Annotated in this window: 2 protein-coding genes; both read left to right on the top strand. The window is 75.6% G+C overall.

All coding sequences use genetic code 11. The annotated features are described in order from the left end of the window. Positions 1–132: 132 nt before the first annotated feature. On the top strand, positions 133–561 hold the full coding sequence (locus ACFV8H_RS41400; protein ID WP_380409943.1) for a hypothetical protein: 429 nt from the start codon (positions 133–135) through the stop codon (positions 559–561). Between the two features lie 75 nt (positions 562–636). Further along, positions 637–2,157, top strand: coding sequence for an AAA family ATPase (locus tag ACFV8H_RS41395; RefSeq protein WP_380409941.1), 1,521 nt, complete (start codon positions 637–639; stop codon positions 2,155–2,157). Positions 2,158–2,214 lie beyond the last annotated feature (57 nt).

Raw genomic sequence — 2,214 nt, 5'->3', positions numbered from 1 at the left:
CACCCCTCGATGGGGTGTCCGCCCGTTCCGCGTTCCCCGACCCGATCCGCGTAACCGTCTTGACGGGTGACGCCGACTCATGGAACTCTTTCGTCACCGGTCAGAACAGTTACTTTCGATGAGGACACCACCATGGCAGTCGTATGCTTCCAGCTCGTCTCCACCCTCGGCGCCGAGGACGTCCTCGCGGTCCTGACCGACTTCAGCCCCGCCCGCGCCGAGGCCTGGCCGTCCATCGACGCCGAACACTTCGCGGTGCACGCCCTCGGCGACACCTGGGCCGAGGTCACCGAGGGAACCGCGGCCGCCTGGGAGCGCGCCCGCTACGAATGGCAGCCCGACGGCGACACCGTCACCGTCACCACCCTGGACTCCAAGCTCTTCGGCCCCGGCGGCGGTTGGGTCTTCAAGCTCACCCCCGAGGGCGACGGCACCCGGGTCGACGTCGAACTGACCCGCCACCCCCAGCACCTCAAGGGCCGGATCCTCGCCGCCCTGCTCCCCGTCGCCGCCCCCGGCGCCCTGCGCAAGTCCTTCGCGGGCCCGCTGCGCACCGCCTGAACCGCCGCCCGAACCACCGCCTGAACCACCGCCCGGGGCACGGCCGTTGGGAGCCGGACAGGAAGGAGCAGCGGGATGGGGTCCGCCGGTACGGAGCTGGTGGGGCGCGCGCGGGAACAGGCGGAACTGGCAGCGTTCGTGGAGTCCGCCACGGGCGGGGCACTGGTCCTGCGCGGCGAGGCGGGGGTCGGCAGGAGCGCGCTGCTGGACCGCGCCGCCGCGCCGGCCGAGCGGGCGGGCCACGTCGTGGTCCGGGCCGCCGGGGTCGAGGCGGAGTCCGCACTGCCCTACGCCGGACTGCACCAGCTCCTCCATCCCCTGCTCGCCGACCTCGCACGGCTGGACGAGGGCTCCCGGACGGTGCTCGGCTCGGTGCTGGGCTCGGTGCTGGACGGATCGCCGGGCGGTCCGCCGTCGATCATGGCGCTCGGCATCGCCGTCCTCGACCTGCTCCCGGTCGCCGCCGCCCGGCGACCGCTGCTGCTGGTCCTCGACGACGGCCAGTGGCTGGACGACTCCAGCGCCGACGTCCTCGGCTTCGTGGGCCGACGGCTGGCCGCCACTCGGGTGAGGCTGCTGGTCGCGGTCCGCACCGACGTCCCGTCCCGCTTCGACACCGCCGCCCTGCCCGAACTGCCGGTCGCCGCCCTCGGCGACGAGGACGCCGGGCACCTGCTCGACCAGCGGTACCCGGAGCTGGACCGACGGGTCCGCCGGACCGTACTCGACCAGGCCCGGGGCAATCCGCTCGCGCTGCTGGAGCTGCCCGCCCAGCTCGCGGACCGGTCGGACGGCCTGCCGGTCGACGGCTTCCCGGTCGAGGGCCTCGTCGGCCGGCCCGGCGTGCCGTTGCCCCGGCGGCTGCAACGGCTGTTCGGCCCCCGGATCGAAGCCCTCGAACCGCGGGTGCGGGCCGAACTCCTGACGGGTGCGCTCGACGGCGCGGGCGCCCCGAGCGGCGCCGAGGCCGTCCCCGGCAGCCGGTACCGGATGCGCGACGCCGACCCGGCCGTGGCCGCCGGGCTGCTGGACACCGAGCCGGTCACCGGCGACCTCGTCTTCCGCCACCCGCTGGTGCGTTCCACCGTCGTGCAGTTGGCCACGGCCGACCAGCGCCGCGCCGCCCACCTGGTGCTGGCCCAGGTCCACCGGGGGAACCCCGAACGCCGGGCGACCCACCTGGCGGCCGCGACGGTCGACCCCGACGAGGACGTCTCCGCCGTCCTGGAGGCCGCAGCCCAGTCCGCGACCCGGCGCGGCGGGGCGCCGCGCCGGGTCGTGCACGGGCTGACCCGGGCCGCCGAACTCAGCGAGGACCGGGCAGCACCGAGCTCCGCCGGCGTCCTGACCCAGGGCCCGAACCAGGGCCCGAACCAGGGCCCGACGCCGTCCTCGGCCTCGCTGACCTCGCAGGAGCGCCGGATCGCCGAGCTCGCGGCCGGCGGCCTGACGAACAAGGAGATCGGCCACCGGATGCACCTCTCGCCGCGCACCGTCGGCTCGCACCTGTACCGGATCTTCCCCAAGCTGGGCATCACCACCCGGGCCGCCCTGCGCGACGCGCTGAACCGGGCCGACGCGGACCGCCGGACCTGACGCCCGACCGAACCCACGGCCCGGGGGGGGGGGGGGGGGTGGGCAGAGGCAGCCGGC

The organism is Kitasatospora sp. NPDC059827 (assembly GCF_042731675.1).
Lineage (GTDB): Bacteria > Actinomycetota > Actinomycetes > Streptomycetales > Streptomycetaceae > Kitasatospora.
Note: the sequence above shows the minus strand (reverse complement) of the source record. Positions and strands in the feature narration are given on the sequence as shown.

Excerpts from the sequence above, each read along its gene's own strand:
- ACFV8H_RS41395 (WP_380409941.1), top strand. The coding sequence starts at position 637 with ATGGGGTCCGCCGGTACGGAGCTGGTGGGGCGCGCGCGGGAACAGGCG.
- ACFV8H_RS41400 (WP_380409943.1), top strand. The coding sequence starts at position 133 with ATGGCAGTCGTATGCTTCCAGCTCGTCTCCACCCTCGGCGCCGAGGAC.